Consider the following 24917-nt stretch of genomic DNA (forward strand, 5'->3'; position numbering starts at 1 on the left):
AAACGAGCCGCTGCCCTTCAAATCAAGGGCGGCGGAATGTCAGGTCGATGCGTTGGGAGGAGCGCGCGAAGCGAAGGGCCAGCGGCCCGCAAAGGGCACGAAGGCCGGCCCGGGCGGGGCACGCGGCAGTGCGGTGGTCTGCACCACTTCGAGTGCGGCCGGCAACCGCGCGGGCGCTGCGGCAAAGTGCACATGGGCCAGGCACCATTCGCAGGCCCCGTGAATTTCCTGGTCGCCATGCCCCGGGGAGACCGCTTCCGAGGCCGCGTCCGCGATGGTGTCGAGGGCGGCCGCCTGTGCCGCGCTCTCGACGTCCTGCCGCATATGCCCGGCCTCGTGCAAAGGCACGCCGATGGCCGCGTTGAAGAACACGGCCAGCAGCAGGAGACGGAGAAGGCGTTGAAGCGGGAGGGGACGAAGCGGCATGGCGGGAGGCGCTGAATCATAGCGGCGCGAAAACCCGCTGAAGCCCGCTGCAACGCAAGGCGCGCGAATGGCGCGCGAGTGCGCGGACCTCAACGCTGCGGCATGTCCTTCACCGAGTACCCCAGGCTCACCGTCGCATCCTCCGGAATCGCTGGCATCGTCGTATTCCACGCGAGCCAGTCTTCACGCATCGCGGCCAGCCGCTCGGGCTCTCTCTTTCCCAGGTTCGCGCGCTCGCGCTCGTCCGCCGGAATGTTGAACAGGTACTCGTTGCCGTCGACCTTCAGGTACTTCCAGTCGCCGTCGCGCAGGGCTTGCTGGCCGCGATGGTTCATGCGCCAGTGCAGCGGGCGGCGGAAGTTGTGCTTCGCGTCCTTCAACACAGGCATGAGCGACACGCCATCCAGCGGATACGCCGCATCGGCCTTCACGCCGGCCGCGTCGAGCATGGTCGCGGACCAGTCCATCGTCATGCACAGCTGCGTGCTCTCGCCCCCCTTGGCGATCACCGCGGGCCAGTGCGCGATCCATGGCACGCGGATGCCGCCTTCGGTCAGGTCCATCTTGCCGCCGACCAGCGGCCAGTTGTCCGAGAAGCGCTCGCCGCCGTTGTCGCTGGTGAACACCACGAGCGTGTTGTCGGCCATGCCGTGCTTCTCGAGCGCGGCCATGATCCAGCCGATGCCTTCGTCCATGTGATGAATCATGCGGCGGTACACGTGGATGTTGCCGCCGGCCAGGTCGAAGAGGTTGTCCTTGATGGCGGGTGCCTTCTCGGCGTCGTCGCGGGTTTCCCAGGGCCAGTGCGGGGCGGTGTAGTGCAGGCTCAGGAAGAAGGGCTCTTTCTGCTGTGCCATGCGTTCCACATAGTCCACGGCGCGCTTCGAGAGCATGTCGGTGAGGTAGCCGTCTTCCTTCTTGTCCTCTTCGCCGAACCACAGATCGTGCTGGCCGGCGGAGTCGCAGTGGGTGAAGTAGTCGACGCCGCCCGACATGGGCCCGAAGAATTCGTCGTACCCCGAGCGCAGCGGCCCGAAGTGCGGCGGGTAGCCCAGGTGCCACTTGCCGATGAGCGCGGTTTGGTAGCCGCTGGCCTTGAGCAGCGAGGGCAGCGTGGGGTGGTCGGTCGGCAGGCCCAGCGTGGTACTGCCGCGGCTGCTGCTGCGAATGGGTTCCTCGGCCGCGCCGCGCAGGCGGTATTGATACCGCGCGGTGATCATCGCGAAGCGCGTGGGCGAGCACACCGGCGAGTTCGAATAGCCCTGCGTGAGCTTCAGGCCGTTCGCGGCCAGGCCGTCGAGCACGGGCGACACGGGGCCGAACGCGGCATCGCGGCCGCCGTAGCAGCCGAGGTCGGCATAGCCGAGGTCGTCGGCGACGATGAAGATGATGTTGGGTCGGGTCATGGATAGCGGATGAGGTTCAGGGCTGGTAGCCGGACTTCTGCACGACAGGGGCCCACTGCGTCTTGTACGCCTTCAGCATCGCGGCAGTCTGCGCCTGCGTGCTCACCACGGGCGTCATGCCCGAGTCCTTGAACTTGCGCTGCGTGTCCGGGTCCTGCATCACGTCGCGGATGGTCGCTGCCAGGCGCTCGACCTTGTCCTTGGGCATGGTGGCGGGCGCGAAGAAGGTGTTCCAGCCGGTGGCGGAAAGGTCCAGGCCCGCTTCCTTGAAGGTGGGAATGTTCGGCGCGAACGGCGAACGCTTGTCGCCCGAGAGCGCCAGGATGCGCAGCTTGCCCGCGTTGTGCTGCGGCAGCACCACGTCCTCGGTGTCCACGGCAATGGGCACCTGGCCGCCGATCAGGTCATTCAGCAATGGCGCGGAGCCGCGGTAGCCGATCACCTGCGTCTGCACCTTGGCCTTCTCGCCGACCATCAGGCCGAAGAAGTGCGGCAGGCTCCCGGTGGCGGGCACGCCCACGTTGGCCTGCTGCGGGTTGGCGCGCATCCACGCGAGCAGGTGCGGCAGTTCGCGCACGGGCAGCGTGGGCGAAACGGCCAGCGCGAAGTCGTAGGCGTTGACGTGCGACACGGGCACGAAGTCGCGCTCGGCGTCGTAGTTGTTGTCCTTGAAGACCAGGGGCGCGACCACCATCACGGCCGGGTTGGCGAGCATCAGCACGTTCTGGTTGGCGGGCGTGAGCTTGACCTGCTGCGCCGCGAGGCGCCCGCCCGCGCCGGGCTTGTTGTCGACGATGACGGGCACGCCCAGCTTGGTGCCGAGCTTCTCGCCGACGATGCGCGCCACGCGGTCGGTGGCGCCGCCGGGGGCGTAGCCGACGACGATGTGCAGGGGGCTGTCGAGCGTCTGCGCGCTCGCGACGGTGGGCGCGATGGCGACGGACGCCATGAGGCCGGCCGCGGCCAGCAGGCCGACAGCGCGGCGGGTGATGTGGTGGTTGGGGTTCAGCATGGTGTAGGTTCCTCCTCGTTCAGTTGTTCGGTCGTCTTCAATCGTTCGCCTGGAAATTCACGGCCTTCATGATGCCGGCCCAGCGTGTCGTGTCTTCCCGCATGGTCTTCAAGAGTGCCTCGCTGCCATCGGCGATGGGGTACATGCCGTTCTGCAGCAACTGCTGCCGTACCTCGCGCGAGTTGACGGCACGGGTGAGTTCGGCGCGCAGCTTGTCGACGATGGGTTGGGGAGTCTTGAGCGGTGCGTAGTACGCGAACCATGCGGTTGCGACCACGTCCTTGTAGCCGGCCTCGACGAAGCACGGCAGGTTGGGCATGAGCGGCGAGCGCTTCTCGCCGCTGGTGGCCAGCACCTTCACGCGGCCCGAGGGCAGCATCTGCTGCGCGCCGCCGATGGTGTCGAAGTACACGGGCACGGTGCCGCCCATCAGGTCTTGCCGCGCGGGCGTGGAGCCGCGGTAGGGCACGTGCACCATCTTCAGGCCGGCCGCGCGGTTGAGCATTTCGCCGAGAAAGTGCGAGGGCGTGCCCGCGCCGTAGGAGCCGAAGCTCAGCTTGTCGCCCTGCGCCTTGGCCCAGGTGATGAATTCGGGGAGCGTGTTGGCCGGCACGTCCTTGTGGACGGTGAGCGCCAGCTCGAAGCGGGCCGCGTTCAGGAGCGGAACGAAGTCCTTCACCGGGTCGTACGCGAGGTTGCGGTACGCGCTCGGAAACATGGTCATCATGCTGGCCGTGCCGAGCAGCAGGGTGTGGCCATCGGGCGGTGCGGTCTTCACCGCCTCCACGGCGATGCGGCCCGCCGCGCCCGATCGGTTGTCGATGATGAGCGGGCCGAGCGAGTCGCGCACCTGCTGCGCGATGGCGCGGGTCAGCACGTCCTGCGTGCCGCCGGCGGGTACGCCGATCAGCACCTTGATGGGCTGGCCGGGCACGAAGGCCTGCTGGGCATGCGCAAGGTTGGCCAGCGGCGCAAGGGCCAGACCGCCCAGCGCGGCGAGGGCGTGGCGACGATCAAAGGTGAGGCGGCTGGGCATGGGCGGTTCTCCGGGTTCTCTCTCGGTCGGTGGCGAACGACTTTAGAGACGCTACATTCGATTGATCTAATCAACCATCCCCCGGAATAACCCCCGCATGCCCACCGCCGCCGCGCCCCGCCGCCCGCTGGACGACCTGCTGCTGTACCGGCTGTCGCGGCTGCTCTCCGTGGCGGGGAGCATGGTGATCCGGCTGTGCGAAGGGCGCTTCGGCATCACGCGGCGCGAATGGCGGCTGATCGCGGTGCTGGCGAGCAAGGGCGAGCTGGGTTCGTCGCAACTGGCCGAGCATGCGCAGCTGGACCGGGCGCGCACCTCGAAGGCGGTGGGCTCGCTGGTCGCGAAGCAGCTGATCTCGCGGGTGGCCAGGGCAGGGGACCGGCGGCAGGTGCTGCTGGGTCTCACCGAGGCGGGGCAGGCGCTGTACGACGAGCTCTTTCCGCTGGTGACGAAGATCAATGGCGACCTGATGAAGGCGCTGGATGCAGACGATGCGGCGCGCTTCGATGCTTCGTTGAATCTCTTGCAGGCGAAGGCGGAGCGCATGGTGGAAGAGGCGGTGTTGCCCAAGGCAGACCGGGGGCGGCGGAGTGCGGGGGCTTCGCGGGCATCTTGATGGCGTGCGATCTTTCGGCCCGAGATACGTTTTTTCATCCACAAGAAGGAGGGAGTCATGGGTGTTGAATATCGGCATTTCCTGGTTGTCGACGACGCAGCCTGGCGGCCGCAATCCGATACGGCGGCGCGGGTTGCCAAGGTGCTGGGCGACTGGTCGATCGGCACGGAGTTGGCGAAGGCTGTCGATCTGTCTCAGGGGCGGAGCGTGTCGCCTGAAGAGGCGCAGGTCCTCGCCACCACCGGGCCGGGCATTGCGTTCAGGTACCGCGGCGCCGATGGCGCGCCCGTGGCGGCTCTTGCCGGCCCTTCCGGCTACGACGACATAGAGCCTGCTGACCGCTACACGAAGGAAACGGTACTGATCCTCGGCAACGACTACCGCATCCAGTGGAGTTCCGACAACATCTACTTCAACCTCATCGCGCCGCCGGAGGCCGTGAACGGGCAACCCGTGACGCCTGACACCGTGGAGCCCTACGAGACTTTCTATTCGGAGAGCTACACGTCGGACTACATCCTGAAGCCGCCCGTGGTGCGCGTGGAGGTCAACGATTTCGCTCGCAACAACGTCGACTGGGCCGACTGCCTCGGCTTCTGGCGAGGTGGGCTGGTGATTGATTTCGGCAAGGACCTGCCCGCTTTCGTCGATGAGGTTCATCGCCTTCCGGCGCGAGCCTTCGTGGACGCGCTGCGCGATGCGTTCCGCGGGCCGCTGGTGGAGATCGGCGAGTTCTATTGATTGAACTGAACGCCTCGGTCCCGAAGATCAAGGAACGCAGACCCGCAGCGCCATTCATGCGCGATGGCCCTCCGCATCTGGCATCCGAATACCGACCTTGCGGGGCCCTTGGCTTTCCTAGCTCGTCTTGCCAAACCGCACCCCCAATCCGCTGCGCGGCAGATCCCGCATGAACGGCGGCACCGACAGCGCCAGCAGCAGCGCCGCCAGCGGCACCACGCACACGAAGCCCACGTACTTGAAGCCGAGCGCGCCCACCACGCCGCCGAGCACGAACATGGCGATGAGCCCGGCGGCCCTGCGCATGCGGCTGCGGTCGTGGCGCACGGCAGGGGTGGCCGTGGAAGCGCCGGCGGACTTGCGGTTCCAGTAAAGCAGCTTGCCGATTTCCATTCCCAGGTCGGTGATGTTGCCGGTCATGTGCGTGGTGCGGATGCTGCCCCCGGAGGTCTTGGAGGCGACCGCGTTCTGCAGGCCCATGATGAAGGACAGCAGCAGCACGGTGAGCGGCACCGCGAAGGGCGTGGCCCAGGTGAGGGTCACGGCGCCCATGAGGCCGAAGGGAAGCATCAGCGCGGCCTCCAGCAGCAGCGGCAGCGCATACACGCTGTGCAGGCGGTGCTGTCGCCCCCAGTTCACCAGCACCGCGCACACGGCCGCGCCCGAGAGAAAGGCCAGCACCGCGCCCAGCGCATTGAGCAGCAGCTTGGCGTTGCCCAGCACAAGCCCATCGGCCAGCTGCGAGGCGAACCCGGTCATGTGCGAGGTGTACATGTGCAGCACCAGGAACCCGCCCGCGTTCACCGCGCCGGCGTTGAACGCCAGCAGCAGGCCCAGCGCCTTGTTGGTGGAGGGCGCACGGTGCCGGCTGGTGAGAAAGCGCAGTCTGCGCATGGGTGGATGGGGCCCTGGGGTGAAGGCGCCTATTGTCGGCCTTCGGGGCCGGGTTCCTGTTGCGCGACGGGCCGGGCGCGCGGATGGCCTACGTGCGGGGTGTGGGGCGGGTGCTAGAAGTTCTTGATCGATTCAACCCACTCAGGAGCATCCCCCATGGCAGCCTCGAAGAAATCCAAGCCCACCGCGAGCGCGTCGCCCGCCCGCTCGAAGCAGGAAGTCAAACCCGATCTCGACCAGAAGAGCCACGAGACGCAGCGCTACGGCGAAATCGTCAAGCTGCCCAATGGCCTCTCCGAAAAGGTCTGCAAGGAAAGCGTGGCGCTGCTGAACCAGTGCCTGGCCGACACCATCACCCTGCGCGACATGTACAAGAAGCACCACTGGCAGGTGGTGGGCCCGACCTTCAACCAGCTGCACCTGATGTATGACCAGCACTACGAGGGGCAGGTGCTGCTGGTGGACATCGTGGCCGAGCGCATTCAGCTGCTCGGCGGCATCGCGCTTGCCATGGCGGCCGACATCGCCGAGACCACGAAGATCGCCCGCCCGCCGCGCGGCCGCGAGCCGGCAGCGGTGCAATTGCGCCGTCTTGCCGAGGCGCATGAACACATCATCGTGAATGCGCGCGAGGCGGCCGAGAAGGTCGACAAATCAGGCGATGCCGGCAGCAACGACGTGTTCGTGAGCAACGTGCTGCGCACCAACGAGCTGCAGGTGTGGTTCCTGACCGAGCACCTGGTTGCTGCCTCGCCCGTGACGGCCTGAGTCCGGTGGCTGCCGGGCGCGTGGTCAGCCGCGCTGCGTGGCTGCACTCAGCCCTTTGGCGGTGACGCGCATGACCGTCGCCTGCCCCGCGTAGACGCTGCGCCCGCGTTCGTGGAGAACGGGCGGCAGGTCCGCCTCGATCAACTGCGCGGCGCGAAGCACGTCGCACTTCTGAATGTCGAGCTGGTCGTGCAGTTGCATGGGCAGCCGCGCGCAGCACAGCTGGCCGAGGAGTTTCATCGGCATCTATATCCCCTCGGCCGAGAGCGGCTCGGGCCCGGCATTGCCGTGGCCGGCCAGCGGCGGCAATGGTGCGGGCCGGATGGGCATCAGCAGGCGCGCCCGCGTGGCGACGGCGTGGTTGTCGATGTCGGTCGTCAGTGTTTCGTCGAGCAGCGGCAGCTTGCCGGTTGAAATCCGCATTTCCACCGCCCACACGATGGCGTCATACAGGACCGGGGGCATCGCTCGCCCGTGCAGGTAGGCGCGCACGGCGGCGTCGGCTGCAAGCTCGGAAGGGATCTTCAGAAGGGGCATGGTGTTCTCCAGTCGATGGAGGCTCTGAAATCCACGCTACCCAGAAAGCGCCCGGCGCACCGTTCGCCAGCGCACGCTGGCCGTCAAAAATAGCCCGCTTCTATGTGCGGCATCGCACAGACGCCAAGGGATCGGTCGCAGAATGATCCGAACTTTGGAATCCCCTTCCGCCATGGCATCGTCCCCGCATCCGTCTTCCCCGCGCGCAGCCGTGGCGCGCAACAACCTGCTGGAGGTCATGCCGCCGGAGGTGCTGGCCGGCCTCATGCCGCTCCTGGAGCTGGTGCCGCTCAAGCTGGGCGAGGTGCTCTACGAATCGGGCGTGGTACAGCAATATGTTTACTTCCCGACCGACTGCATCGTCTCGCTGCTCTACGTGCTGGAGAACGGGCAATCGGCCGAGATCGCCGTCGTCGGATTCGAGGGGATGGTGGGCGTGTCGCTGTTGATGGGCGGGGGCAGCACACCCAACCGCGCCGTGGTGCAAAGCGCGGGCAATGCATTCCGGCTGAGCGCGAGCCACATCAAGCAGCTCACGGACAACGGCGGGCCGCTCCTGCACCTGCTCTTGCGCTACACGCAGTCGCTCATCACGCAGATGTCGCAGACAGCGGTGTGCAACCGGCACCATTCGCTGGAACAGCAACTGTGCCGCTGGCTGCTGCTGAGCCTGGACCGGCTGCCGGGCAACGAACTGGTGATGACCCAGGAGCTGATCGCCAACATGCTCGGCGTGCGCCGCGAAGGGGTAACGGAAGCGGCCGGCAAGCTGCAGCGCCTGAACCTCATCAAGTATTCGCGCGGCCATATCACGGTGCTGGACCGCCAGGGCCTGGAGACGCAGGTGTGCGAGTGCTATGAGGTGGTCAAGCGCGAGTCGGATCGCCTGTTGCCTCGCGTGCTCGCGACCTGAGCGGGCGGGCGCGCCGCACTCGGTGCGCCTGCGCACAGACGCGGGGAGGTGGGTCGGCAACAATGCGCCCGGTTGCGCATTCCGCGCTCGCTCTTCCCAACAGGCGGTTCCGTGACACCAGACCCGCTTCGCCCCATTCTCAATCGCCTGCTCGAGGCGCTGCCGCTCGCGGACAGGGCGCACTTGCTCGACCGCTGCGACAGCGTGGAACTGGCCACGGCGCAGATCCTGTACGAGCCGGGCGACGTCATTCATCACATCCACTTTCCGACGAGCGCGTTCGTCTCGCTGGTGTCCACCGTCGACGGCCACGACGGCCTGCAGACGGGCATGGTGGGCAACGAAGGTGCGCTGGGCTATGAGCTTTCTCTGGACGTGCAGAGCGCACCGCTCAGGGCGCTGGTGCAGGGACCGGGCATGGCCTGGCGGCTCACGGCGCAGTCGTTCGCGCAGGAGCTCGCGCAGAACACGATGCTCAAGCGCATCCTCAACCGCTACGTGTGCGTGCTCCTGATGGAGTTCGGTCGCTCGGGCCTGTGCAACCGCTTCCACCAGATCGAGGAGCGCCTGGCGCGCTGGCTGCTGACCACGCAGGACTGCGCGCACTCGGCGCACCTGGCGCTCACCCATGAAGTGCTGGGCCGCATGCTGGGCGTGCGGCGGGTCGGCATCACCAACGCGGCGACGGCGCTGCACACGCGACGGCTGATCGACTATCGCCGCGGGGTCATCACCATCACGGACCGCGAGGGGCTGGAGAACGCGGCGTGCGATTGCTACCGGGCCAACCGGCGCAGCTACACGCATCTGATCACGTAGCCGGCGGCTGGCGGGGGAGTTGTTTACGCGGGAGCGTGCAGGTCGTTCTCGCGCAGCATCACGGGCTCCATCGAGCCCTGTGCGATCCGGCGCCGCACGGCGGCATCCATCTCGTCGACGTGCTGGCCGAAGGTGTCCAGGGGGTTGGCGTCTTCGGCGGTGCGGTAGTGGTAGCGCAGCACTTCCCGGCCGATGCTCGCGTTCACGGTGCGGTCCTCGACCGTCACCGAGAACCGGACCGTGCCCGAAGCGTCATGAATGAAGGGCGCGCCGGCCATCGTTCAGCGGGTGGGAGGAACGACGACAACCGTTCCACCACCGCCACCCGTGCTGCCGGTGTTGCCCCGGGCGCCCGTCGCACCGGTGTTACCCGTGTTGCCCTGGTTGCCGGTTTCACCGGTGGCGCCTGTACTACCGGTGTTGCCGGTATCGCCCGTGGCACCTGTATTGCCGGTGTTGCCGGTATTGCCGCGAGCGCCGGTGGCGCCCGTGTAGCCGGTGCTTCCGGTGTTGCCCGTGTTGCCTTGGGGGCCCATGGGGCCCGTGCAGGCGCCCAGGGCAAGCAGGGCGAGGAGAGCCAGGGATGGCATGGCGTATTTCATGGGAATTCCTTTGGGAGCGACGCGCAGAAAGACTTCCGCGTTGGGCACTCTCGCCCGCAATGAACGCCGCGTCTGTTCGCTCCCACGCTTAGGCCGGATCCGGCCGAAAGGCATATCGGACGGCGGTGATGCCGGCGGTATGCTTTCCGCGGAGCAAAACCCCCAGGGGAAGGACAAGCCGATGAGTTCCATGGAAGAAGTCTGGGCGTACCGCGAGGAGACGCTTTACCCGCAACTGTTCGGCGAGAAGCGAAGCGGTATCTACGTGCTGGACTTCGACGTCTTCTCGTCGCTCGGCGCCAAGGACATCGACCCGTGCTGGCTGCACCTGGGCGTGTTCGAGTTCGAGCCGACGCCCGCGCGCAACTCATGGCTCTACGTCACCTCGGGTGGATCGACCCCTTGGGAGACGGAGCCCGACGAATACGACCCCGAGGACTATTCATGGCTCGGCTCCGAGCTGGTCATCGAGGTGCATTCGCAGCCCAAGGACCAGTGGGCGATCAAGCTCCTGCGCCGGCTGCTGGCCTTCAACGTGCTGCTCGCACACGGGCGCTTCGGAGAAGACAAGCCGCTGCTCGACTATGGCGACCGGGTTCCGATGGGCGACGCGGTCGGCGAGAAGGGCGCCGTGGGCCTGCGCAACGTGGTGCTGGCCGAGCCGAAGCACTACCCCGCCACGGCACAACTGGCCTCGGGCAAGTTCGACTTCCTGCATGTGGTCGGCATCACCGATTCCGAGAAGGACTGGGCCAAGGCGCACAGCTCCGAAGCGCTGCTGCGCCTGCTCGAAGTGCACGGCGGTTTTCCCGTGACGGACCCGGGGCGCAAGGCTGTCGCCTGAACCCGATCAACCGCTGACGTATGCCGCGAGGTGCTTGCCCGTGAGCGTGGCACGCGCCTTGACGAGCTCGACCGGCGTGCCTTCGAACACGATCTTCCCGCCGTCGTGGCCCGCACCGGGCCCGAGGTCGATGATCCAGTCCGCATGCGCCATCACTGCCTGGTGGTGCTCCACCACGATGACCGACTTGCCCGCTTCCACCAGCCGGTCGAGCAGGCCGAGCAGTTGCTCGACGTCGGCCAGGTGCAGGCCGGCGGTCGGCTCGTCGAGCACGTAGATGCCGCCTTTCTCGGCCATGTGCGTGGCCAGCTTGAGCCGCTGCCGCTCGCCGCCCGAGAGCGTGGTGAGCGGCTGCCCGAGGCTGAGGTAACCGAGCCCGACGTCGGCGAGCCGTTCGAGGATGGCGTGCGCGGCCGGCGTGCGTGCATCGCCCGCGCCGAAGAACTCGGTGGCCTCGGTGACGGACATGGCGAGCACTTCGCTGATGTCGCGCTTGCCGAGCTTGTGTTCCAGCACCGAGGCGTGGAAGCGCTTGCCCTCGCACTCTTCGCAGGCGGTGGCGACGCCGGCCATCATCGCGAGGTCGGTGTAGATGACGCCCGCGCCGTTGCACGCAGGGCACGCGCCTTCGGAGTTGGCGCTGAAGAGCGCAGGCTTCACGCCATTGGCCTTGGCGAACGCGTTGCGGATCGGATCGAGCAGCCCGGTGTAGGTCGCGGGATTGCTTCGCCGCGAGCCGCGGATGGAACCCTGGTCGACCGACACCACGCCCGCGCCTGCAGGAATGGACCCATGCACGAGCGAGCTCTTGCCCGAGCCCGCCACGCCGGTCACGACCACGAGCACACCGAGCGGCACATCGACGCTGACGTTGCGCAGGTTGTGCGCCTTCGCGCCGCGGATCGGCAGCGTGCCGGTGGGCGTGCGCACCTTCTTCTTGAGCGTGGCGCGGTCGTCCAGGTGGCGGCCGGTGAGGGTGGCGCTGGCACGCAGTTCATCGACCGTGCCCTCGAAGCAGATGGTGCCGCCCGCCGAGCCCGCGCCGGGCCCGAGGTCGACGACGTGGTCCGCGATGGCGATGGCCTCGGGCTTGTGCTCCACCACGAGCACGGTGTTGCCCTTGTCGCGCAGCCGCAGCAAGAGGCCGTTCATGCGCTGGATGTCGTGCGGATGCAGGCCGATGGTGGGCTCGTCGAAGACGTAGGTCACGTCGGTGAGCGAAGAGCCGAGGTGGCGAATCATCTTCGTGCGCTGCGCCTCGCCGCCCGAGAGCGTGCCCGAGGGACGGTCGAGGCTCAGATACCCGAGGCCGATTTCCACGAACGAATCGAGCGTGTGCGCGAGCTTTTCGAGCAGCGGCGCGACCGAGGGTTCGTCCAGGCCGCGCACCCATTCGGCGAGGTCGCTGATCTGCATCGCGCAGGCATCGGCGATGTTGATCTTCTTGATCTTCGATGAGCGAGCGCCTTCGCTGAGCCGTGTGCCGTTGCACTCGGGGCATGTGCTGAACGTGACCGCGCGTTCCACGAAGGCGCGGATGTGCGGCTGCATCGCATCGACGTCCTTCGCGAGGAAAGATTTCTGCACCTGCGGAATCAAGCCCTGGTAGGTGAGGTTGATGCCGTCGACCTTGATCTTGGTCGGCTCCATGCGCAGCAGCGCGTCGAGCTCCTTCTTCGTGAACTTGCGGATCGGCTTGTCGGGGTCGAAGAAGCCGCAGCCGTTGAAGATGCGGCCGTACCAGCCCTCCATGCTGAAGCCCGGAATGGTGAGCGCGCCTTCGTTGAGCGACTTGCTGTCGTCGTAGAACGCGGTGAGGTCGAAGTCCGTCACGGCGCCCCGGCCTTCGCAGCGCGGGCACATGCCACCGGTGCGGTTGAAGGTCTGCTTGACGGTCTTGCTCGCGCCGCGCTCCACGGTGATGGCGCCGGTCGCCTTCACCGAGGGCACGTTGAAGGCGAAGGCGCTGGGCGAGCCGATGTGCGGCTTGCCGAGGCGACTGAAGAGAATGCGCAGCATCGCGTTGGCATCGGTCGCGGTGCCGACCGTGGAGCGCGGGTCGCCGCCCATGCGCTCCTGGTCCACGATGATCGCGGTGGTGAGGCCGTCGAGCACATCGACCTCGGGCCGCGCGAGCGTGGGCATGAAGCCCTGCACGAAGGCGCTGTAGGTTTCGTTGATGAGCCGCTGAGACTCCGCGGCGATGGTGCCGAAGACCAGGGAGCTCTTGCCCGAGCCGGAGACGCCGGTGAACACGGTGAGCCGGCGCTTGGGGAGCTCGACGCTGATGTCCTTGAGGTTGTTCACGCGCGCGCCCTGCACGCGGATCATGTCGTGGTGGTCTGCGGCGTGGGGCTTGTGCTTGGGCGTGCTCTTGATCGTGTCCTTCTTCGGGGCTTTGCTCATCAGGTCTCCATCGTGTTCTTGTGGTGCGGGTCAGCGCAGTTGCTGGATGCGGATCATGTTGCCCGCGGGATCGCGCACCGCGCAGTCGCGAACGCCATAGGGCTGGTCGGTCGGCTCCTCGACGATCTCGGCCTTGCCGGCCTGCAGTTTCGCGAAGGCGCCGTCCAGGTCCTTGGTGGCCAGGAGGATCGTCGCGTAGGTGCCCTTGGCCATCATCTCGGCGATGGTGCGGCGCTCGTCGGCGGTGATGCCGGGCGTGGCGGTCGGCGGATACAGCACGATGGAGATCGCGGGCTGGCCCACGGGGCCGACCGTGATCCAGCGCATACCCTCGTAGCCGACGTCGTTGCGCACCTCGAAGCCGAGGGTGTCGCGGTAGAAGGCCAGGGAGGTCTCCGGGTCGGTGTGCGGAAGGAAGCTCGAGTGGATGGTGATGTTCATGGCAGTGGTGGTTCTAAGCAGGAGGCGCCGATGCTAGTTGCGGGTCGGGTTCCGGCGCTTCTCGATTCCTGATCGGTCGCGTCACCTGCCGGGCCACACACGACGGAATGCCCTCGGTCGCGTTCGCGTCCTGCCGCCGGTAGACGCCGGGCGGCACGCCCACCAGCTCGGTGAAGCGGGTGGTGAAGGTGCCCAGCGAGCCGCAGCCGACCGAAAAACACACCTCGGTCACGCTCATGTCGCCGCGCCGCAGCAGCGCCATCGCGCGCTCGACGCGCCGCGTCATGAGATAGGAGTAGGGCGGCTCGCCGTAGGCGATGCGGAACTGCCGGCTCAGGTGGCCGGCCGACATGCCCGCGTCGCGCGCGAGCGTCTCCACATCCAGCGGCTGCGCGTAGTCGCGGTCGATGCGGTCGCGCACGCGGCGCAGCCTGGCAAGGTCGCGCAGGTGCTGCGCGGCGGTGGGCTTGGTGGTCATCCGCGGGATCGTGCCACGTCGCACCGGCGTGCTCAAGCCGTACTACGGACCTTCGGAGTGGCTGTCAGGCGGCTGCGGGTACGGATGTCGCCGGGTCCGCCTCGACGCGCATCTTCGGCAGGAACTGCGGATACTCGCGCTGCATGAAGTCGATGAGGCCTTCGCGCACGCTGCAGCGCAGGTCGAAGGCCAGGCCCGAGGTGGCGGCGGTGCAGAGCACGCGGACCTGCATCGTGCGTTCGGTGGCGTCGGTCACGCGCAGGTTGAAGAAGCGGCCGTCCCACTCGGGTGCGGCCTTCACGATGCGCTCGGCCTCCGCGCGCAGCGGCGCGAGCGGCATGCCGTAGTCCACGTAGATGAACACCGAGCCGAGCAGCTGCGCCGAGTGGCGCGTCCAGTTCTGGAAGGGCTTCTCGATGAAATAGGTGAGCGGCAGGATCAGGCGCCGGTCGTCCCAGATGCGCACCACCACGAAGGTGCCGGTGATCTCTTCGACACGGCCCCATTCGCCCTCGACCACCAGCACGTCGTCGATGCGGATCGGCTGCGCCAGCGCGATCTGCAGACCCGCGATGAGGTTGCTGAAGACCGGCTTGGCCGCGAGGCCGGCCACGATGCCGATCACGCCGGCCGAGGCCAGCAGGCTCGCGCCGACCTGGCGCGCGCCCGGAAATGTCATGAGCATCATCGCGCCGCCGGCCACGATCACCACCGACATGGCGGTGCGCGCAAGCACGCGGGTTTGCGTGAGCACGCGGCGGGCCTGCAGGTTGTCGGCCACGTCGGAGGGGTGCTGCGCCAGCACGCCGTCGGCGAAGCCGCTGATGGCGCGCACGATCAGCCAGGTGGTTGCCGCGATGAGCAGCAGGCCGTTGAGATGCCGCACGCTGGCGATGAAGCGCAGGTCGTCGGGCGCGGCCTGGAAGATGAGCAGCAGCGCCACCAGCGGCAGCACCAGCCGCGCGGGCGACTGGCAGTTGACGACCATCGCATGCATCGCCGGCGCGGGACGCGTGATGCGCTTGAGCACGAGGCCGCCGATGCGGTGGACCAGGAGAGCGAGCGGAACGGCGACGAGGACGGCAAGCCAGGTGCCGAACCAGGGGTGGGCAAGGATCTCTTGGGTCATCAGGCAGTGGTGGTCGTGATTGGCGTTGTCTCGTTCAGGTGTTGAAGAATGCGCGCCGCGTCGTCGTGCAGCTGCGTGGAAAGTGCCGTCGCGAGGTCGAGGCGGCGAAGCAGCCAGGGGCTGATGTCGTTGTCGAACGGGTCGGGCAGCGGAATCGGTCCGCCCACGCCGGTCGAGCCCGGGCTCTCGGGTTGAGAGGGGCCGGCGGTCGGCATAGTTCCGATGGCGGCCTCGATGCGCTGCGCGGTGCGCGCGAGCGGGCCCTCGACCTCGCCCGGCGTGAGGCGGTCGCGCCGCAGCACGAGCATCGACTTCACCGCGCTCAATTGCGCGAGCATCTGGTAGCTGTGGGCCTGCAGGTGTTCGAGCGGCTCCAGTGGCGGCTGCACCGCGCGTGGTTCGGACAGGGCGCGCTGCGTGGCCTGCACCAAAGCCGAGAGGCTGTCGAAGGCCTCGCGACGCGCGAGCCGCCATTCGAGCTCGGGGCTGCTGTCGATGGCCTGCAGCTGGCCGAGGCCGAGCGCAAGCCGCGCATGCCGCGCCTGCGCGGTGAGCACACGTGCCACCAGCGCCGGGATCTGCGTGCGCTCCCACGAGGGCAGCACGTAGCAGAAGCCCCACGCGAGGGCGGCGCCGATGAGCGTGTCGGCGATGCGCTCGAAGAGCGCGAAGATGGGCGCGGTGCCGGTGTTCAGCATGTGCGCCTGCACGAGGCCGAGCACGGTCGCCGCCACTGCGGTGATCAGGTAGCGCCGCACCGCGAAGCTGTGGGCAATGGCCTGCGCCACGGTCACGATGACCAGCAGCCACAGCGCCGAAGGGTGCGCCGAGAGCAGTCCCACCGCGAGCACGCAGCCCAGCAGCGTGCCGGCCACGCGGGCGTTGCGCCGCTCCAGCGTCTGCGAGAGGCTGCCGCGCAGCACGACCACGATGGTCAAGAGGATCCAGTAGTCGTGCGAGCCCCAGGGCATCGACACAGCGATGCCGTAGCCGGCCGCGATGGCGAGCGCCGCGCGGATGGCGTGGCGCAGTGGCGGCTGGTCCCAGCGCCACAGCGTGAAGAAGGGGCGCCACGACCAGTCGGTCGGGCTCACGAAGAGCTGCCAGTTGGCGCGCACCACGGCCAGGTTGGGCTCGGCATCGCCGCGCGCCATGGCCGAGAGGCGCAGCACTTCGTCGTTGATGTGGCCGATGCGGCTCGCGAGGCCGCGCGCGAGCATCGCGGCGGTGGGGCCGGGGTGGCCGTGGTGGTGCTCGTCGTCCGCCGAGACGTGGATGGCCGCGAGTCGCGGGCGGCGGTCGGTCACCGGGTCGGGGTGGCGGCCCAGCATGAGCGCGTCGGCGAGGGCGATGGTTTCATCGGAAAGCTCTTCGAGCACGCGGCGCATTTCGATCAGCGCGTCGGCGTGGGCCGGGTGGGCCAGGAGCGCATCGAGGTCGAGCTCGCTCGCGAGGAGCTGGTCGCGCATCTCCAGCACGATCACCAGCATGGCTGCGAGGCGCTGGCGGCGCGGGGTGCGGGGCGATTCGAGCACGATGTCGCGCGTGGCCTGCAGCTGGTCGGCCAGTGCGGCCTGTTCGCGCAGCAACTGGCCCAGCACCGGGGCGGGGGTGTCGCGGATGTCGCGCGTCTCGTCCTGCGGGGTGAACTGGCCGGCCTCGGTGCGCATGAGCGCGGCCAGTGAATAGAGCACGTCGGCCACCGACTGGGTGCGAAAGCGCCCGTTGAGCGCGAGGTTGGCGAGCGTCGCCCAGATCACGTAGAGGCCCGCACCCAGCCCGAAGTGCCAGGTGCGCAGGATGGCCTCGGCCATGTCCACCGGCGCGGGTGTGGCCATCGAGAAGACCATCGAGAACATCACCGCGATGGCGATGGGAATGCCGCGCTTGCCCCAGGCCATGGCCAGGAAGGCCATGAAGGTGGCCGGCACCAGCAGGAGGCCGAGGCGGATCGGTGCGCTGTGCAGCATCTGCACCGCGAAGAAGAGCGGCAGGCCGATGAGCGGCGCCGGCAGCATCTGGAAGAACTTGCCGCGGCGCGGGCCGGGCAGGTCGGGCGGCGCGGTGACGATCACGCCGGTGGCCGCGGCCGACGCGGCGATGGTGCCGAGCCAGAGGTGCACGCCGCCCGAGATGAACAGCAGGCCCAGCGCGACCGTGAGGCCGCTGGCCACGTAGTGGCTCAGCGCGATGCGCAGCGCGGCGCGAAACCGGTCGGCGGCGCGGGGGCCGAACATCACTTGGCGGAAGCGTCGCCCTCGGAGGGGCTGGAAGGGGCCTCGCGGCGGATGCGCGTGAGCTTGCGCTGCACGGGCTTGGCGGCCACGGCGGGGGCTTCGCCCTCGGCCGATTCGTCGGCGAAATCGACCACCGTGCTGCGGGCGTAGAGGTCGACCGAGGCGTCGTCGGCATTCGACTTGGTCGAGGCCGACACGGCGCGCACGCGGTCGCTGGCGCGCAGCTTGTCGTCCACGTTGGCGAACTTGGAGTACTTGGCGAGCAGCGGCACGATCTGGCCGTAGATGCGCGGGGCGCCAGCGAGGCACTCGCGCTGCTCGAGGAAGTCGGGCTCGCCCGTGAAGTTGCCGACCAGGCCGCCGGCCTCGGTGACCAGGAGCGACCCCGCGGCCACGTCCCAGGGGTTGAGCCCGGTTTCGAAGAAGGCGTCGGTGAAGCCCGCGGCCACGTAGGCCAGGTCGAGCGCGGCGGCGCCGGGGCGGCGCAGGCCCGCCATGCGGGGCATCATGTCCGCCATGATGGCCAGGTACTGCTTGAAGTTGTCGCCCGAGCGAAACGGAAAGCCCGTGGACACCAGGCACTCGGAGAGGCGCGTGCGCTTGGAGACGCGGATGCGCCGGTCGTTCATGTAGGCGCCGCGGCCCTTGGTGGCGGTGAAGAGGTCGTTGCGGCTCGGGTCGTAGATGACCGCTTGCTCGATCTTGCCGCGTACCGACAAGGCGATCGACACGCAGTAGACCGGGAAGCCGTGGATGAAATTGGTGGTGCCGTCGAGCGGATCGATGATCCAGACGTAGTCGGAGTCTTTCGCACCGTGTTCGGTGCCCGATTCTTCGGCCAGGATGCCGTGCCCCGGGTATGCGCCAAGCAGCGTTTCGATGATGGCTTTCTCGCTGGCGTGATCGACTTCGGTGACGAAGTCGTTGACCTGCTTTTGCGAGATACGCACCGATTCGACATCGAGGGCGGCGCGGTTGATGATGGCGCCGGCGGCGCGTGCGGCCTTGACGGCCACATTGAGCATGGGATGCAGGTTGGGGGACGACATTCTGGATTGTGAGAAGAACGGTGGGAGTGGTCCCCAAAATGCGATCTCTTGGCGACCCTGCGACCCGGCGATGCGGGCGGCGAGAATCGGGCATTTTACCGGCTCCGCCCCGTTAGTGTCTCCAAACCCCCCATGCGCACCCGTTTCATCCTGATCCAGACCAGCCACGCAGGCAACGTGGGCGCCGCCGCCCGCGCCATGAAAACCATGGGTTTCGACGACCTCGTGCTGGTGGCGCCGCGCTGGGCCAACGTGCTGCGGCGGGAAGAAACCATCCAGCGCGCGAGCGGTGCGCTCGACGTGCTGACCAATGCCCGCATCGTCGAGACGCTGGACGAGGCGCTCGATGGCGTGACCCATCTGTGCGCCACGGCCATGATCCCGCGCGACTTCGGACCGCCCACCCGCACGCCGCGGGAGCACCTGGAACCTCTGGTGAAGCAGGGCGACCAGCAGCACGTCGCCTTCCTGTTCGGCTCCGAGCGTTTCGGCATGCGCAATGAAGACGTCTACCGCTGCAATGTCGCCCTGAGCATTCCCACCGACCCGAAATTCGGCTCGCTCAACCTGGGCGCGGCCATCCAGGTGGTGGCCTACGAATGGCGGCTGGCGCTCGGCGGCTACGAGGTGCGCGATGCCACGGCGCCGGTGCAGGCGGCCGATGCGCAATCGGTGGCGGGCATGCTCGACCATTGGGAGCGCTCGCTGGTGGACATCGGTTTTCTCGATCCGGCCGCGCCGAAGAAGCTGATGCCGCGGCTGCAGCAGCTGTTCAACCGGGCCCAGCCGACGCCCGAGGAAATCCACATCCTGCGCGGCATCGCCAAGGCGATGACCGACGCGACGCGGGGTCCCAAAGGCGGCTCGGGCGGCTAAAACCCCATCGAAAGTACGCGAAGACACCGGGCTTTAGACTGCCCGCCCACTATCGATATAACGACAACAAGGGCAGCGATGTTCTCTCGACTGCGCGCCGACATCCGGTGCATCCTCGAACGCGACCCGGCCGCCCGCAGCGCCTGGGAAGTGATGACGGTCTACCCGGGCTTTCATGCCGTGGTGCTGCATCGCTGGGCGCACGCCTGCTGGACGCACGGATTCAAGTGGCCCGCCCGCTTCATTGCGCACTGCGCGCGGTGGATGACCGGCATCGAGATCCATCCGGCGGCCAAGATCGGCGAGCGCGTGTTCTTCGACCATGCCATGGGCGTGGTGGTCGGCGAGACGGCCGAGATCGGCGACGGCTGCACCATCTACCAGGGCGTGACGCTGGGCGGCACCTCGCTCTACAAGGGCACCAAGCGCCATCCGACACTGGGAAAGAACGTGGTGGTGAGCGCGGGGGCCAAGGTGCTCGGTGGCTTCGTCGTCGGCGATGGCGCCAAGATCGGCAGCAATGCGGTCGTCATCAAGCCGGTACCGGCCGGAGCGACGGCAGTGGGCATTCCCGCACGCATCATCCCGTCGAAGACCGGCGAGAGCGCCGATGTGTCCGAGCCGCAGAAGTTTTCCGCCTACGGCATCACGCAAGACGACGACCCATTGAGCCAGGCCATGCGCGGCCTGATCGACAACGCCTCGAGCCAGGAACACCAGATCGCGCTGTTGTGGCAGGCGATCGAGAAGCTGTCGGCCCAGCCGGGGACCAAGGATTGCGTGCCCGGGGATGCGGCGCGCGACGGAAGCTTCGAGGCGGAGAAGCTGACGCAGCTGGTGGGGAAGTAGCGCGCCTTCCGGGCGATGGCCCTGATCCCGACTGCCAGCAGAGGTCGGGCATCGGCGAGACAATCGCGGCGCCTTTGACCACCCGGCGCGCGGTGGCAAGAAACCGACCGCTCTCTCCATGTCATCTCCGCCCGCCGCGTCGACTTCGTCCTCCACGCCCCCGTTCTCCCTGTGGCGCATCGCCATCCCGGCCTTTGCGCCCTCGCTGCTGTTCGGACTGGGCGAGGGCGCCATCCTGCCGATCGTGCCGCTGACGGCGCGCGACCTGGGCGCTTCCGTGCCCATGGCCGCGCTGGTCATCGCGATGATCGGTATCGGCTCGCTGTTCAACAACATCCCGGCCTCGATGATCACCATGCGCTGGGGCGAGCGCTGGGCCATCGTCGCGGCGGGCGTGTGGAGCGGTCTTGGCATGCTCCTGTGCGTGCTGACCTCGCACCTGGGCCTGTTCGCCACGGGCTGCTTCATGGTGGGCATGTCGCAGGCGGTCTACAACCTGGCGCGCCAGAGCTACATGACCGAGGCGGTGCCCATCGAATACCGTGCGCGGGCGCTGTCGACGCTGGGCGGCGTCATGCGCATCGGCATGTTCGCGGGGCCTTTTCTCGCGGCCGGGGCGGTACATGCGTTCGGCCTGTCGGCCGCCTATGTGGTCGGCATCGTGGCGGTGATGGCGGCCGCGGCCATTGGCGCGCGCATTCCCGACCTGGAGGCGCCACCGGTCCCGGCCGGGCAGGCGGCGCCCGCCTCGACCTCGATCGTCTCGACGCTGCGGGATCACCGCCATGTGTTCCTCACGCTCGGTGTCGGCGTGGTCCTGGTCAGCGCGGTGCGCGCTTCGCGCCAGGCCGTGATCCCGCTGTGGGCCGACCACCTGATGCTGGCGCCCTCGGTGGCTTCGCTGATCTACGGCCTGGCGGGTGGGGTCGACATGCTGGTGTTCTATCCGGCCGGCAAGGTGATGGACAGGAAAGGCAGGCGCTGGGTCGCGGTGCCGTCGATGCTGATCATGGGGCTGGCGATGCTGCTGATGCCCCTCACGTCCGGCGTCGTGACGCTGTTGATCGCTTCACTGGCGATCGGGTTCGGCAACGGCATCGGCTCGGGGATGATCATGACTCTCGGCGCCGACCACTCGCCGCGCCACGGGCGCGCGCACTTCCTCGGCATATGGCGTTTGATGTCCGACATCGGGTCTTCGTGTGGGCCGGCGCTGCTGTCTCTGTTGGCGGGTGGCTTGTCGCTTGCTGCGGGGATCGCGGTGACCGGGCTGATCGCCTTTGCTGCGGCGGGGATGCTGGGATATTGGATTCCGCGGCATGCAAGTGCGGGTGGCAAGGGGCAGGGAGTGGTGAGGTAGTCCCGCTCGACAACGAACACGGGCGAAGGACGAGCCAGTGCCGCCTGTCGTCTTCTAGCCGTTCAGCACGAGCGAACCCTGCGGATACTGCGCGCACATGAAGTCGACGAACGCCCGAACTTTCGGCGCGGGCAGTCGCCTCGACGTATGCAGTACCCAGAGCGCGACCTCCACGCCTGAAACCATGCCCCACTGAACCAGTTCTCCGCGCGTCAATTGGTTCCACGCGATGGACTGCGGCATCAGGGCAGCGCCGGCGCCGGCGATCGCAGCGTCGCGAATCATCAGGAACGAAGAAAGCCTCAGCCGTGGGATCGGCTCCAGGACCAGACGTCCGTCGTCGAGCGTCCAATTCCCGTCTTGAAAGCTCGTTGAAACGATGGCGGGGACCAGGCTGACCTTGCCTGGCTTCGGCATGGGTACAGAGGGCGCGGCCACGACCACCAGCCGGTCCTTGGCGAAGCACCGGCCCACGAGGCTGCTGTCCGGGGCTGGATTGATCCGGATCGCGGCATCGAACTGCTCCTCGACGAGGTCGACCAGGCGATCGTCCGCCACCACTTCGCAGCTGACCTCCGGGTAGGCCGTGCAGAACTCGGCGGAGATGCGGCCCATCGCGAGCTGCGAGAACAGCACCGGCGAAGCGATGCGCAAGCGCCCGCGCGGCACCGACAAGCCCTCGCGCGCGGACGTCATGGCGTCGGCCACTTCGTGCATCGGCCCTTCGGTGCGGTCCATCAGCATCTGCCCGGCTTCGGTGAGCTTGAGCCCGCGGGCGCTGCGCTCGATGAGCCGCACGCCGAGCTGCTCCTCCAGGTCGGCGATGCGCCGGGACAGCGTTGCCTTCGATCGGCCGCTTGCGCGGCTTGCCTTGCCGAGGCCGCCGTTCATTGCGACGAGCGCGAAGTCGCTCAGTGCGTTCAGGTCCATGGTGTTCCGGATTTGAAACGAGGTGTCTTCATTTTCTGGTCTTTGTTTTGCCAATGCAACGGCCTATCTTCTCCCCATCGCAACTCAACAGGAGAAACTGAAATGACCACCACCCTCAACGACACGCAACGCGCTGTGCTGATCCGGACCTATGGCGGCGCTGCCGCCGCCGAGGTCGCCGAGATCGCGAGGCCCATGGCCGGACAGGGCCAGGTCCTGGTCCGCGTCCGGGCCGCCGGCGTGAACGGCATCGACTGGAAGGTTCGTGAAGGCTTCGTCAAAGAGGCTTTCCCGCTTCAACTGCCCGCCGTGCTGGGCATCGAGCTTGCGGGTGTCGTCGAAGCGCTCGGCCCCGGCGCCACGCGTTTTCGTATCGGAGATCGCGTCATGGGTCCGCTGGGCGGCCTAGGTGCCTATGCCGAGTTCGTGACGGTCGACGAGGCGAAGCTCGTGCGCACGCCGCAAGGCCTGGACGACGTCCATGCGGCCGCCATCCCGGTGGCGTCCGTGGCAGCCTGGCAAAGCTTGCATCACGCAGGTCCCATTGCCGCCGGCCAGCGAATCCTGGTCCACGGCGCAGCGGGCGGGCTGGGCGGCTATGCGGTGCAGTACGCCAAGCGGGCGGGTGCCGAAGTCTTCGCAACGGCGTCGACCGCGCACGTCGAATACGTTCGCAGCCTGGGCGCGGACCACGTCATCGACTACCGCACCGAACGCTTCGAATCGGTCGCGAGTGACATCGACCTGGTGCTCGATTACGTCGGCGGCGAAGTGCTCGATCGCTCGTGGCAGGTGCTGAAGAAGGACGGCGCCATCGTCGGCACGTCCTCGCCGGACATCCTGGCACGCACGCCCGCCGGCCGGCGCGGACTGTGGTTCATGAACAAGCCGGACACCGCGCTCCTGGAGCGGCTGGCGGCGGAGATCGCCCAAGGCGCGCTGATCTCGAAGCTGGACGAAGTCGTGGGCTTCGACGACATCCCCGCGGCCATCGAACGCAATCGCACCGATCCGCGCATCGGCAAGGTCGTTGCGGACTTCTCGCGCTGATCGACCTCGTTACTTCTTTCCCCTTCAAACCGTTTCCCTCAACCCCCTGGAGATTTTTCCATGAGCATTCTCGTCACCGGTGCCACCGGCACCATCGGTTCCCTGGTCATCCAGGGCCTGGCCCATGCCGGCGCCGAAGTCAGCGCTTTCGTCCGCACGCCCGGAAAGCAGAGCTTCCCGGCCGGCGTTAAGGAGGTCGTCGGTGACCTGACCGACGTGCCTTCGATGCGCGCGGCACTGTCGTCGGTGCGCACGCTGTTCCTGCTGAACGCCGTCACACCCGACGAAGTGACGCAGGCCCTCGTTGCGCTGAGCCTGGCGCGCGAGGCCGGCATCGAGCGCATCGTCTACCTCTCGGTCATTCACGCGGACAAGTTCACCGATGTGCCGCACTTCACCGGCAAGCACACGGTCGAGCGAATGATCGAGAGCCTCGACATTCCCGCGACCATCCTTCGGCCGGCCTACTTCATGCAGAACGAGCGCATGGTCCAGCAGGTGATCCAGGGCTACGGCGTCTACCCGATGCCGATCGGCTCGTCGGGCGTCGCAATGATCGATGCGCGAGACATCGCGGACGTCGCCGTCGCCGAATTGCTGCGCCGCGACCGCGCGCCCGCACCGTCGCCACGCGTGACGCTGGAACTGGTCGGTCCCGAGCGGTTGACCGGAGAGTCGGTGGCCAAGGTCTGGAGTGCCGCACTCGGTCGTGAAGTGGCCTACGGTGGCGACGACGTGGCGGCCTTCGAAGCACAGATGGCCTCATTGGGACCGTCCTGGCTTGCCTACGACATGCGCCTGATGATGGCGGGAATCCAGAAGTTCGGCATGCATGGCGCGGACGGCGCGGCGGATCGCCTGCAGGCCATCCTCGGGCGTCCCCTGCGCAAGTACACCGACTTCGTCAAGGAGGCCGTTGCCGCATCGTAGGCTGCGCGCCTCGGGTGTCCGTTCCGTGTTGCAGCGGTTGCCGGCCGAAGCGTTGCCCTGGATTCACCCCCTCAACCCGCCCGCTTCCCCGCCGTGTTGTGCAACGACCCATGCACATGCCCCGCGTGCTGCCCAAAGGTCTCCGGCGCGAGCGCGGCGGTGTCCAGTTCCTGCAGGATGCCGCAGGCATTCGCCGACTCGGGCCCGCAGCACTGCAGGCGCAGCGCCTTCAATTGCTTCTCGAGGGTCTTCAGTTCGGAGATGCGCGCGGCCACGTGGCCGATGTGGTCGTCCAGCAACTGGTTGACCTGGCCGCAGTCGTCCTGCGGTGCGTCGCGGAATTTCAGCAGGCTGCGGATTTCGTCGAGCGTCATGTCCAGCGAGCGGCAGCGTCGGATGAAGCCCAGGCGCTGGGCGTGCTCGTCGTCGTAGATGCGGTAGTTGCCATCGGTGCGCGCGGGCTCGGGCAGCAGTTGCTCGCGCTCGTAGTACCGGATGGTTTCGACCGGCGTGTTAGCGGCCTTGGCCAGTTCACCGATTTTCATGATGCGGCAAATCGAAAGTGAAG

At 67.6% G+C, this 24917-nt stretch carries 28 protein-coding genes; 11 read left to right on the top strand and 17 right to left on the bottom strand.

What is annotated here, in order from left to right:
- Positions 1-39: 39 nt before the first annotated feature.
- The 4 genes from ACSFA7_RS14900 to ACSFA7_RS14915 form a co-directional block, all read right to left on the bottom strand.
- Positions 40-426: a DUF2946 family protein gene (locus tag ACSFA7_RS14900; RefSeq protein ID WP_435500080.1), complete on the bottom strand. Its 387-nt coding sequence runs from the start codon at positions 424-426 to the stop codon at positions 40-42.
- An 89-nt stretch (positions 427-515) separates the two neighbouring features.
- Entirely contained in the window at positions 516-1832 is a 1317-nt protein-coding gene (locus ACSFA7_RS14905; protein WP_435500081.1) for a sulfatase family protein, read from the bottom strand.
- Between the two features lie 16 nt (positions 1833-1848).
- Positions 1849-2844 carry a Bug family tripartite tricarboxylate transporter substrate binding protein gene (locus ACSFA7_RS14910; protein ID WP_435500082.1) on the bottom strand — a complete coding sequence of 332 codons (996 nt, stop codon included), beginning with the start codon at positions 2842-2844 and terminating at the stop codon, positions 1849-1851.
- A gap of 37 nt (positions 2845-2881) precedes the next feature.
- Positions 2882-3880 (bottom strand): Bug family tripartite tricarboxylate transporter substrate binding protein, encoded by a 999-nt coding sequence (locus ACSFA7_RS14915; RefSeq protein ID WP_435500083.1) that lies wholly within the window; start codon positions 3878-3880, stop codon positions 2882-2884.
- A gap of 97 nt (positions 3881-3977) precedes the next feature.
- Here ACSFA7_RS14915 and ACSFA7_RS14920 point away from each other — a divergent pair, with 97 nt between their 5' ends.
- Together ACSFA7_RS14920 and ACSFA7_RS14925 are read left to right on the top strand one after the other, a co-directional pair.
- A complete protein-coding gene (locus tag ACSFA7_RS14920) occupies positions 3978-4496 on the top strand; it encodes a MarR family winged helix-turn-helix transcriptional regulator (protein ID WP_435500084.1) in 519 nt (172 codons plus the stop codon).
- A 57-nt stretch (positions 4497-4553) separates the two neighbouring features.
- Positions 4554-5237 (top strand): hypothetical protein, encoded by a 684-nt coding sequence (locus ACSFA7_RS14925; RefSeq protein WP_435500085.1) that lies wholly within the window; start codon positions 4554-4556, stop codon positions 5235-5237.
- Between the two features lie 117 nt (positions 5238-5354).
- On the opposite strand, the gene ACSFA7_RS14930 is transcribed toward ACSFA7_RS14925, so the two are convergent.
- Positions 5355-6131, bottom strand: coding sequence for a YoaK family protein (locus tag ACSFA7_RS14930; protein WP_435500086.1), 777 nt, complete (start codon positions 6129-6131; stop codon positions 5355-5357).
- Between the two features lie 156 nt (positions 6132-6287).
- Here ACSFA7_RS14930 and ACSFA7_RS14935 point away from each other — a divergent pair, with 156 nt between their 5' ends.
- A complete protein-coding gene (locus ACSFA7_RS14935) occupies positions 6288-6899 on the top strand; it encodes a Dps family protein (protein ID WP_435500087.1) in 612 nt (203 codons plus the stop codon).
- 24 nt (positions 6900-6923) lie between these two features.
- Here ACSFA7_RS14935 and ACSFA7_RS14940 read toward each other — a convergent pair whose 3' ends face one another.
- The gene (locus tag ACSFA7_RS14940) at positions 6924-7145 is read right to left on the bottom strand and encodes a hypothetical protein (protein WP_435500088.1); all 222 of its coding nucleotides are present in this window, start codon (positions 7143-7145) and stop codon (positions 6924-6926) included.
- Entirely contained in the window at positions 7146-7436 is a 291-nt protein-coding gene (locus ACSFA7_RS14945; protein ID WP_435500089.1) for a hypothetical protein, read from the bottom strand.
- A gap of 172 nt (positions 7437-7608) precedes the next feature.
- Here ACSFA7_RS14945 and ACSFA7_RS14950 point away from each other — a divergent pair, with 172 nt between their 5' ends.
- Positions 7609-8349 (top strand): Crp/Fnr family transcriptional regulator, encoded by a 741-nt coding sequence (locus ACSFA7_RS14950; RefSeq protein ID WP_435500090.1) that lies wholly within the window; start codon positions 7609-7611, stop codon positions 8347-8349.
- A gap of 111 nt (positions 8350-8460) precedes the next feature.
- Entirely contained in the window at positions 8461-9168 is a 708-nt protein-coding gene (locus ACSFA7_RS14955; RefSeq protein ID WP_435500091.1) for a Crp/Fnr family transcriptional regulator, read from the top strand.
- A gap of 23 nt (positions 9169-9191) precedes the next feature.
- On the opposite strand, the gene ACSFA7_RS14960 is transcribed toward ACSFA7_RS14955, so the two are convergent.
- Both ACSFA7_RS14960 and ACSFA7_RS14965 read right to left on the bottom strand, forming a co-directional pair.
- Positions 9192-9446 carry a DUF1488 family protein gene (locus tag ACSFA7_RS14960; protein ID WP_435500092.1) on the bottom strand — a complete coding sequence of 85 codons (255 nt, stop codon included), beginning with the start codon at positions 9444-9446 and terminating at the stop codon, positions 9192-9194.
- A gap of 3 nt (positions 9447-9449) precedes the next feature.
- Positions 9450-9770, bottom strand: a complete 321-nt coding sequence (locus ACSFA7_RS14965) for a collagen-like protein (protein ID WP_435500093.1) — start codon at positions 9768-9770, stop codon at positions 9450-9452.
- Positions 9771-9951: 181 nt separating this feature from the next.
- Between ACSFA7_RS14965 and ACSFA7_RS14970 the strand changes: the two genes are divergently transcribed.
- On the top strand, positions 9952-10614 hold the full coding sequence (locus ACSFA7_RS14970) for a suppressor of fused domain protein (protein ID WP_435500094.1): 663 nt from the start codon (positions 9952-9954) through the stop codon (positions 10612-10614).
- Positions 10615-10620: 6 nt separating this feature from the next.
- On the opposite strand, the gene ACSFA7_RS14975 is transcribed toward ACSFA7_RS14970, so the two are convergent.
- From ACSFA7_RS14975 to ACSFA7_RS15000, 6 genes are all read right to left on the bottom strand, one after another.
- Positions 10621-13020, bottom strand: a complete 2400-nt coding sequence (locus tag ACSFA7_RS14975) for an ATP-binding cassette domain-containing protein (RefSeq protein ID WP_435500095.1) — start codon at positions 13018-13020, stop codon at positions 10621-10623.
- Positions 13021-13050: 30 nt separating this feature from the next.
- Complete coding sequence (locus ACSFA7_RS14980; RefSeq protein ID WP_206174433.1) at positions 13051-13461, bottom strand: VOC family protein; 411 nt, start codon at positions 13459-13461, stop codon at positions 13051-13053.
- A 13-nt stretch (positions 13462-13474) separates the two neighbouring features.
- The gene (locus tag ACSFA7_RS14985) at positions 13475-13939 is read right to left on the bottom strand and encodes a helix-turn-helix transcriptional regulator (RefSeq protein WP_435500096.1); all 465 of its coding nucleotides are present in this window, start codon (positions 13937-13939) and stop codon (positions 13475-13477) included.
- Positions 13940-14003: 64 nt separating this feature from the next.
- Positions 14004-15068 (bottom strand): mechanosensitive ion channel family protein, encoded by a 1065-nt coding sequence (locus ACSFA7_RS14990; protein ID WP_435500097.1) that lies wholly within the window; start codon positions 15066-15068, stop codon positions 14004-14006.
- Positions 15068-17305, bottom strand: a complete 2238-nt coding sequence (locus tag ACSFA7_RS14995) for an FUSC family protein (protein WP_435500098.1) — start codon at positions 17303-17305, stop codon at positions 15068-15070. Before ACSFA7_RS14995 ends, ACSFA7_RS14990 begins: the two co-directional genes overlap by 1 nt.
- Positions 17305-18354, bottom strand: a complete 1050-nt coding sequence (locus ACSFA7_RS15000; RefSeq protein WP_435500099.1) for an inositol monophosphatase family protein — start codon at positions 18352-18354, stop codon at positions 17305-17307. Before ACSFA7_RS15000 ends, ACSFA7_RS14995 begins: the two co-directional genes overlap by 1 nt.
- 132 nt (positions 18355-18486) lie before the next feature.
- On the opposite strand from ACSFA7_RS15000, the gene ACSFA7_RS15005 reads away from it, so the two are divergent.
- From ACSFA7_RS15005 to ACSFA7_RS15015, 3 genes are all read left to right on the top strand, one after another.
- The gene (locus ACSFA7_RS15005) at positions 18487-19230 is read left to right on the top strand and encodes an RNA methyltransferase (protein WP_435500100.1); all 744 of its coding nucleotides are present in this window, start codon (positions 18487-18489) and stop codon (positions 19228-19230) included.
- A 57-nt stretch (positions 19231-19287) separates the two neighbouring features.
- Complete coding sequence (cysE, locus tag ACSFA7_RS15010; RefSeq protein ID WP_435500228.1) at positions 19288-20079, top strand: serine O-acetyltransferase; 792 nt, start codon at positions 19288-19290, stop codon at positions 20077-20079.
- A 118-nt stretch (positions 20080-20197) separates the two neighbouring features.
- Positions 20198-21439 (top strand): MFS transporter, encoded by a 1242-nt coding sequence (locus ACSFA7_RS15015; protein ID WP_435500101.1) that lies wholly within the window; start codon positions 20198-20200, stop codon positions 21437-21439.
- 54 nt (positions 21440-21493) lie between these two features.
- Here ACSFA7_RS15015 and ACSFA7_RS15020 read toward each other — a convergent pair whose 3' ends face one another.
- Complete coding sequence (locus ACSFA7_RS15020) at positions 21494-22369, bottom strand: LysR family transcriptional regulator (protein WP_435500102.1); 876 nt, start codon at positions 22367-22369, stop codon at positions 21494-21496.
- Positions 22370-22471: 102 nt separating this feature from the next.
- On the opposite strand from ACSFA7_RS15020, the gene ACSFA7_RS15025 reads away from it, so the two are divergent.
- Both ACSFA7_RS15025 and ACSFA7_RS15030 read left to right on the top strand, forming a co-directional pair.
- Positions 22472-23419, top strand: coding sequence for an NADP-dependent oxidoreductase (locus tag ACSFA7_RS15025; protein ID WP_435500103.1), 948 nt, complete (start codon positions 22472-22474; stop codon positions 23417-23419).
- Positions 23420-23479: 60 nt separating this feature from the next.
- A complete protein-coding gene (locus ACSFA7_RS15030; protein WP_435500104.1) occupies positions 23480-24349 on the top strand; it encodes an NmrA/HSCARG family protein in 870 nt (289 codons plus the stop codon).
- A 71-nt stretch (positions 24350-24420) separates the two neighbouring features.
- Here ACSFA7_RS15030 and cadR read toward each other — a convergent pair whose 3' ends face one another.
- Positions 24421-24894: a Cd(II)/Pb(II)-responsive transcriptional regulator gene (gene cadR, locus ACSFA7_RS15035; protein ID WP_435500105.1), complete on the bottom strand. Its 474-nt coding sequence runs from the start codon at positions 24892-24894 to the stop codon at positions 24421-24423.
- Between the last annotated feature and the right edge of the window lie 23 nt (positions 24895-24917).

The sequence above is a fragment of the Variovorax trehalosi genome (assembly GCF_051216415.1).
Classification (GTDB): Bacteria; Pseudomonadota; Gammaproteobacteria; order Burkholderiales; family Burkholderiaceae_C; genus Variovorax.